Origin of the sequence: Mesorhizobium sp. M7D.F.Ca.US.004.01.2.1, from assembly GCF_003997785.1 — a bacterium.
GTDB classification, from domain to species: Bacteria; Pseudomonadota; Alphaproteobacteria; order Rhizobiales; family Rhizobiaceae; genus Mesorhizobium; species Mesorhizobium loti.
Genome location: NZ_RZRQ01000288.1, coordinates 1 through 7573, shown reverse-complemented (window position 1 = coordinate 7573; position 7573 = coordinate 1). Strand labels below are relative to the sequence as shown.

General features: G+C 64.1%; 9 protein-coding genes. 2 read left to right on the top strand and 7 right to left on the bottom strand.

Annotation, left to right across the window (positions count from 1 at the left end):
• A partial coding sequence (locus EN993_RS27750; protein ID WP_127265358.1) for an alpha/beta hydrolase occupies positions 1-1266 on the bottom strand: 1266 nt, incomplete at its 3' end.
• Positions 1267-1298: 32 nt separating this feature from the next.
• Here EN993_RS27750 and EN993_RS27745 point away from each other — a divergent pair.
• Together EN993_RS27745 and EN993_RS27740 are read left to right on the top strand one after the other, a co-directional pair.
• A complete protein-coding gene (locus tag EN993_RS27745; protein ID WP_127265357.1) occupies positions 1299-1619 on the top strand; it encodes a hypothetical protein in 321 nt (106 codons plus the stop codon).
• Positions 1620-1630: 11 nt separating this feature from the next.
• On the top strand, positions 1631-2137 hold the full coding sequence (locus tag EN993_RS27740) for an OsmC family protein (protein ID WP_109662795.1): 507 nt from the start codon (positions 1631-1633) through the stop codon (positions 2135-2137).
• 3 nt (positions 2138-2140) lie between these two features.
• Here EN993_RS27740 and EN993_RS27735 read toward each other — a convergent pair whose 3' ends face one another.
• The 6 genes from EN993_RS27735 to radA form a co-directional block, all read right to left on the bottom strand.
• The gene (locus EN993_RS27735) at positions 2141-2362 is read right to left on the bottom strand and encodes a hypothetical protein (protein ID WP_013532531.1); all 222 of its coding nucleotides are present in this window, start codon (positions 2360-2362) and stop codon (positions 2141-2143) included.
• A 167-nt stretch (positions 2363-2529) separates the two neighbouring features.
• Positions 2530-3159 carry a hypothetical protein gene (locus EN993_RS27730; protein WP_127265356.1) on the bottom strand — a complete coding sequence of 210 codons (630 nt, stop codon included), beginning with the start codon at positions 3157-3159 and terminating at the stop codon, positions 2530-2532.
• A gap of 131 nt (positions 3160-3290) precedes the next feature.
• The gene (locus EN993_RS27725) at positions 3291-4031 is read right to left on the bottom strand and encodes an SDR family NAD(P)-dependent oxidoreductase (protein ID WP_109662799.1); all 741 of its coding nucleotides are present in this window, start codon (positions 4029-4031) and stop codon (positions 3291-3293) included.
• Between the two features lie 150 nt (positions 4032-4181).
• Positions 4182-5651: an amidophosphoribosyltransferase gene (purF, locus tag EN993_RS27715; protein WP_109662803.1), complete on the bottom strand. Its 1470-nt coding sequence runs from the start codon at positions 5649-5651 to the stop codon at positions 4182-4184.
• Between the two features lie 104 nt (positions 5652-5755).
• Complete coding sequence (locus EN993_RS27710) at positions 5756-6424, bottom strand: CvpA family protein (RefSeq protein WP_109662805.1); 669 nt, start codon at positions 6422-6424, stop codon at positions 5756-5758.
• Between the two features lie 85 nt (positions 6425-6509).
• Positions 6510-7573, bottom strand: a 1064-nt coding sequence (gene radA / locus EN993_RS27705) for a DNA repair protein RadA (RefSeq protein WP_127265354.1), incomplete at its 5' end; no start/stop codon positions are given.

Below are 7573 nucleotides of genomic sequence, written 5' to 3'. Positions count from 1 at the left end.
GGCATAGCCTTGCCGCGAGGCGCTGGTCCCGTAATCCCAATTGTGGCTGATTTCGCCATTGAGCAGCCGATAGCTGACATCGGTGCGGAAATTCAGTTCGTCGCTGATATAGCCGACGAACGCCGACGTCAGCGCCGGTACGCTGCGGTCGAGCACAGGATCCGGCCCGGCGATGCGGGCGCTCTCGGGCGCGATGTCGGCCGTGCCGATCATGGCGTCATATGGGCTGAGCACTTTGCCGCTGGCACGGGAGAACTCCCTTGCGAATAGGCCGGTCGGGATGCGGGCGGAGTTGCGCTGCACGAGGTCGAGCGGCAGGCCGGTGATGTCAGCCACGCGTTGGCTGGCCAGTTGCTTGCCTTGCTCCAGTCCGCTGGTGAGCGCCGTAAGGTAATCGCCCAGTGCATAGTGTTCGACTTCGGCCAGCTTCTCCCGCAAAGCATCGCCGCTGACGCCTTCGGCGCGTAGGCGCACCGCCGCCAGTGAAGGCAGTTCGAGCGCCCAATGCAGCGGCTCGAATTCGTCGGGCTGCACCAGCGTGAACTCCAGCGCCGGCGAGATCAGCACGATGCCGTTCGGACTGATGCCGATGTCTTCCTGCAATGTCCTGGCGAGCAGCGCCGCGCGGAACCCGCCATAGCTTTCGCCGGCGAGGAACAGCGGCGATCCGGTGCGGCCGTTCTGCGCCAGATAGAGCCGGATGAAGGCGCCTATCGAGCTGGCATCCTGATTGACGCCCCAGAAGTCGTGCGCGTCCTGGCCCGGTGCCTCGCGGCTATATCCGGTTCCGACCGGATCGACGAAGACGAGATCCGTCATGTCGAGCCAGCTGTCCGGATTGTCGATGAGTCTTTGCGGTGATGGCAGGAATTCGCCGTCGGCTCCCGTTGCGATAATACGCGGACCGAGCGCGCCGATATGCAGATAGGCGGACGCTGCTCCAGGGCCGCCGTTGAACACGAAGGTGATCGGCCGCTGCGGGTCTTTGGCCACGCTTGCCGGTTGCTGCAGCGTGTAAGCGACATAGAAGATCTCCGCCGTGACGTCGCCCTTGCCGGAAAGCAGCGACAGGGTGGCGGCCTTTGCCTGATAATCCAGCTTGCGCCCGGCGAGGCTGATCGAATGGTTGGTGGTTTGCGGCGGCGGCAGCAGGGATAGCACGCCGCCCGAGGGCGCCGGCCGCTCCGCCGTTTCAGCCAGGACGGGCTGCACCAGGGCGGCAAGCATCGGCAGGATAAGGAAGATCAGTTTCAGCTTGGCCGGCATGATGGCTCCGCGAGGACGACTCCCGCATAGGTATGGCCGAGATGATCGAAGTCAAAGGAAATGGCTGTATGGTCGTACAACTGCCGCTGTCGCGTTCCTTCACGTCTCCCTTCGTCCTGCCGGACAACTCCTGGCAGAGGGAAACTGGCAGCGTCTCCGGTCAAGCCACTTGGCGACGTTGGCGATGGGCGAAAGCCGGCATGACATCCGCTCTTCCCCTTCGCGGGCAGATGTCTGGCTGGACAAAGCACCGGCAGCGGCTGGCCCGTATTGCGGAATGGCATTGCCTTCCCATGGCGGTCGGCGCAAATCTCGATCGGACGGCTGATGCCGGCGGTGGAAACAGTCGATGAAAGGGACAGCGATGGATGCGACCGAATTGAAGGCCATGCAGGCGCCGCTGAAGCAGGCCTATCGTGACGATGCTTCGCAGGCCCTGATCACGCTTCGCGCCAAGGGCTCGATCGACGACCAGTCGGTTGCCTGCAAGGTGGAAACGGGCAGGGCGCTTGCCATCGCCGGACTGCATCCGGCAACAGGCGGCTCGGGCCTTGAGCTATGCTCGGGCGACATGCTGCTCGAGGCATTGGTGGCCTGCGCCGGGGTGACGCTGAAGGCGGTGGCGACGGCGCTCGAGTTCAAGCTCGGCGCCGCAACCGTTGAAGCCGAAGGTGATCTCGATTTTCGCGGCACGCTTGGTGTCGCCAAGGATGCGCCGGTCGGCTTTCGCGCCATCCGGCTCAATTTCAAGCTCGACACCGACGAGCCGCAGGAGCGGATAGACTCGCTGCTGAAGTTGACCGAGCGCTATTGCGTGGTGTTCCAGACCATCAGCCAGAAGCCGGAGCTGATGGTCAGCGCGCGGCGCTGACGCTTACTGTGCTGATGGTTCCTCGGCGTCGCCTTCGTCGGTGAAGGGCGAGGCGCTGGGCACGCATTGCACCGACCACCCGGCCGGTGTCGGCTGCTTCTGATATTCGGTGATGGCGGCCGTGCACTGTTCGCGCTTGTCGAAGGTGCTGGGCAGCACGACCATGCCGCCCTGCGGGCCGGCGATTACCAGATACCAGACCAACGCTGCTGCGGTCGTAGCCATGGGGATTTCCTTGTTCTGCCAGTTGGGCGCTTGTTGTGGGAGTCGCTGCAATCCTACCAACTCCACGGAAATGACGAAAGCATGACCGCGGTGCAGCCTTCCACCGCCACATCACAGCCGCGTGATATGGCGGCGGGTTCCAGCCCCAATTTTTGAAGCCAATCGACTCAGTTGGTGGCAAAGCAATAGAACAGGCCGTCGCCTCCGGTGCCCTTCAGCGCCTCCTGGCTGCAGCCGCCGCGCGAGGCATGCGAGGAATTCCAGGATTTGGCGGCAGCCGATTCGTCGAGGCCGGTGCGGTCGTGATGGCCCATCATCGCGGCCCCTTCCGCCCCGCTCATCGTCCAGTCGCCGCAGGTCTGGTCGGCGATCTTGGTGCCGTCGGGCTTGGAGCCGGTCAGCATGTCGTGGCGGTTTGGCTTGTCGCCGCGGCCGTTGACCACTTCGCCTTTCTCGTTCAGTGCCGTTTGCTTGGTGATGCCGTTGGCATCGCTGTGCAATGAGGCGACGTCGTCGGCGATCTTGACGCCCTTGGCATTCACCCAAGGCCCCTTGCCGATACGGTCGCGCGCATCGGTGTCGCTGGTCGACAGATAGGCAGCCCAGGTCTTGCCGGTGACACCGGCGGCTTCCGCCAGCGAGGCGCAATGCGCGTCGGCACCCTCGAGGCCGCCGAGATCGGCGCCCTTGCCGGAACCGACACTGGTGACGAAGAAGCTCATCGTTGCGTCTTGCGAATAGGCGGCGCCCACAGCTGTGATCAGGACAGCGGCGGTGGCGAAAAGCAGTTTACGCATGGTGGTTCCTCCAGTTTGGGCTTCGACTACGTCGAAGAAACGTTTCCGGAGGCCTATTTAATCCCTACGCAGGTCGCCCAAAAGTGTGCAGCGGTTTTGGAAACCGGCATACATCAAAAAAGACTCAAGTTCTATTCCGGCTGCCGATAGGCGACGAAGCGATTGTGCTTGGCCTGGAAGATCAATCCGGTCTCTTTCAGCTGCGGGCTGGCCAGCGGTACGATGCGTTTGGCGATCTCGGAGGGGTGCGGCAGCGTCTCGGGATCTTCGCCCGGCACCGCCTGGGCACGCATGGCGGTGCGGGTGGCGCCGGGATCGGCGGCGTTGACCCGCAGCGGCAGGCTTTGTGTCTCATGCGCCCATGAGCGCATCATGGTCTCCACCGCAGCCTTGGATGCCGCATAGGGCGCCCAGAAGGCGCGCGCCGAGTGCGCCGCGTTGGAAGACAGGATGATCGCGCGGCCGGCGTCCGAAAGCCGTAGCAGCGGGTCGACCGAGCGGATCAGCCGCCAGGTCGAGGTGACGTTGATGGTCATCACCTTCTCGAAGGTTTTTGCTTCGACATGGCCGATCGGCGAGATGACGCCAAGCACGCCGGCATTGGCGACGAGAATGTCGAGCTTGCCCCAGCGTTCGTGGATGGCGCCGCCCAGCCGGTCGATGCCGGCCATGTCGGTGAGGTCGAGCGGCACCAGTGTCGCCTGGCCGCCGGCCGCCTTGATCTGGTCGTCGAGCTCTTCCAGGCCGCCGACGGTGCGCGCCACCGCGATGACATGCGCGCCGGCGGCAGCCAACTCCTTGGCGATGAAATAGCCGATGCCGCGCGAGGCGCCGGTGACGACCGCAACGCGGCCGGTAAGGTCGAGGGTCATGCGATGGATTCCGGAAATCTGGCTAAGGCTGGAGCAATTCCAGGAAAAGTGTGAAACGGTTTTCCGTCCGGAATTGCGTCGAAACAAGGAGATAGAGCGGTTCTACGTTTCCGTGAAACGATGAACCGCTCTGGCGAAGGACCGGCAATCCTACGTCCCGCTCGTCGCCAGCAGCGACAGCGTGCGCACATTGTCGTGGCCTTCGAAGTCGAGCAGGCGGGTCGGGTACTGGCCGGTGAAGCAGGCGTCGCAGAATTGCGGCTGGTCGTTGTCGCGGCTGGCCTCGCCGACGGCGCGGTAGAGCCCGTCGATGGAAAGGAACCCAAGCGAATCGACGCGGATGAACTCGGCCATCTCCTCCACCGACATGCGCGATGCCAGAAGCTTCGATTTCTCCGGCGTGTCGACGCCGTAGAAGCAGGAGGCGCGTGTCGGCGGCGAGGCGATGCGCATATGCACTTCCTTGGCGCCGGCGTCGCGCACCATCTGCACGATCTTCTGGCTGGTGGTGCCGCGCACGATGCTGTCGTCAACCAGCACCACGCGCTTGCCTTCGATCATGCGGCGGTTGGCATTGTGCTTCAGCTTGACGCCCATGTGGCGGATCGAATCGCCGGGCTGGATGAAGGTGCGGCCGACATAATGGTTGCGGATGATGCCGAGCTCGAAGGGAATACCCGCCGCCTGGCTGAAGCCGATCGCCGCAGGCGTGCCCGAATCCGGCACCGGCACGACGATGTCCGCCTCGACCGGGCTTTCGACCGCGAGCTCGGCGCCGATGCGCTTGCGCACCTCATAGACGTTGCGGCCTTCGACCGACGAATCCGGCCGCGCGAAATAGACATATTCGAAGATACAGAAGCGGGTCTTCTGTGGCTCGAAGGGGAACAGGCTTTCAATGCCCTTGGATGTGACGACGACCATCTCGCCGGGTTTCAGGTCGCGCACGAAACGGGCACCGATGATGTCGAGCGCGCAGGTCTCTGAAGCCAGGATCCAGGCGCCGTCGAGATCGCCGAGCACCAGCGGCCGGATGCCGAGCGGATCGCGGCAGCCGATCATCTTCTTGGCCGTCATCGCCACCAGCGAGAATGCGCCCTCGACCTGCCGCACCGCATCGATGAAACGCGAGTTCAAATCGCGCTCCTTGCTGGTGGCGACAAGGTGCAAAAGCGTCTCGGTATCGGAGGTCGAGGAGAAGATCGCGCCCTGCTTCTGCAGCGCGCGCTGCACGGTCATGGCATTGGTCAGATTGCCGTTGTGGGCGACGGCGAAACCGCCATCGGCCAATTCGGCGAAGAAGGGCTGGATGTTGCGCATGCCAGCGCCGCCAGTGGTGGCGTAGCGCGTGTGGCCGATGGCGCGGTTGCCTTGCAGGCTGTCGATGACGCGCTGCTTGGTGAAGGTGTCGCCGATCAGGCCGACATGGCGTTCGACATGGAACTGGCTGCCGTCATAGGAAACGATGCCGGCCGCTTCCTGGCCGCGATGCTGCAGCGCATGCAGGCCCAATGTGACGATGGCCGCGGCATCCTGCCGGCCGAAAATGCCGAACACGCCGCATTCGTCGTGGAAATGGTCGTCGGCCTCGGCGGAAAGCACGTCGTCTGCGTCTGCCATCTTAAGCTCCGCTAAAATCGCCATATAGTGCGGGTTCGCGTCGAAAGCAACGCGCGCCGTACAGCCGTTCACACCATCGTTAGGTCCTGACGCCGTTTTCGGCGTCAGTTTGCCGGTGCAGCCGGTGCTGGATTGGCCGGCGCGTTGTCCGCCGGCGGTGTTGCGGCGTCATCGTCAGGCGCCGGCGTGTTGGCATCGTCGCCACCTGCTGGAGCGTCCGCTGCCGGGGCGTCCGGAGCTGCGGGCGTCTCGGCGGCCGGCTGATTCGGGTTGAGCTTCTTGAGGATCGCGTTTTCCGGATCCTCGGGCAGCAGGCTTTCGAGCTTGGCGCCGATCTGCTCGAGCAAAGGCCGCGACTTGGCATCCGTGACCCAGGCGGGAGCCTTGGCGCCAGCCAACCAGTTGAAGAACAGCAGTGCGACGGCAACGACCAGGATGCCGCGCGCGGCGCCGTAGAGGAAGCCCAGGGTACGGTCGAGCGCGCCGATTCGGGAATCGATGATCCAGTCGGCGAGCTTCATGGTGATGACCGAGACGACGATCAGCGCGATGATGAAGACGACGCCGGCGGAGGCCGCCATGGCGATCTTTTCGTTCTCGATGTAGGGCTTGAGGTAAGGCAGGACCGGCTTGTAGAAGAAGAACGCCGCCGCGGCTGCTGCTGCCCAGGAGACGACGGACAGGATTTCGCGCGAGAAGCCGCGAACCATGGCGAGCATCGCCGAGACCAGAGTGAAGCCGACGAGAATTCCGTCAAGCAGCGTAATCGGCATGTCTTTCGCCCCACTCCATGAGCCGCATTATAGCGCGGAGCATCGGGTTTTCCCAAAACCGGTTCCCGCCCTTGGGTCCGATGCTCTAGTCTTCTACGTCCACGCGGCTTCGGCGTGAGCCGGCTATGCGTGCCACGAGGTCGGCAAGCTCGGTCGGCTGGAAAGAACCGGCCCCGATCCCCCCGGCCAATTCCCCGCTGCCCGAGGGCAGAACCGCGCTTCCAAAACCCAGCTTTTCGGCTTCCTTGAGGCGCTGTTGCGCATGCGCAACCGGCCTCACGGCGCCCGAAAGGCTGATTTCGCCGAAATAGACGCAATCGGCGGGAAGGGCAAGACCGGTGAGCGAGGAAACCAGGGCAGCCGCTACCGCGAGATCCGCCGCGGGCTCGGAGATGCGGTAGCCGCCAGCGACGTTGAGATAGACATCGTGGCTGCCGAAGCGGACCCCGCAATGGGCTTCGAGAACCGCCAGGATCATCGACAGCCGGGCGCCGTCCCAGCCGACGACGGCGCGGCGTGGCGTGCCGAGCGAGGAGGGCGCGACCAGCGCCTGGATCTCGACCAGCACCGGCCTTGTGCCCTCCATGCCGGCGAAAACCGCAGCACCGGGCGATTTGGCATGGCGTTCGCCAAGGAAAAGCTCGGACGGGTTGGCGACCTCGCGCAGGCCCTTGTCCGACATTTCGAAGACGCCGATCTCGTCGGTCGGTCCAAAACGGTTCTTCACCGTGCGCAGGATACGGTAATGATGCCCGCCTTCACCTTCGAAGTAGAGCACGGCGTCGACCATGTGCTCGACGACACGCGGCCCTGCGATCTGGCCTTCCTTGGTGACATGGCCGACCAGCACGATCGCCGCCCCTGTGGATTTCGCGTAGCGGATCATCGCCTGCGCGGCGGCACGCACCTGGGTGACGGTGCCCGGCGCCGAATCGGCAAGGTCGGTCCACAGCGTCTGGATCGAATCCAGGATGACGAGGTCAGGCCGTTTGCCATCGGCTATTGTGGCGAGGATGTCTTCGACATTGGTCTCGGCGGCAAGTTCGACCGGAGAGGAGGCGACGCCAAGCCGCTGCGCCCGCAGCCTGATCTGCGCGACCGCCTCTTCGCCCGAGACATAGACGATGCGGTGGCCTTTTGACGCCAGTG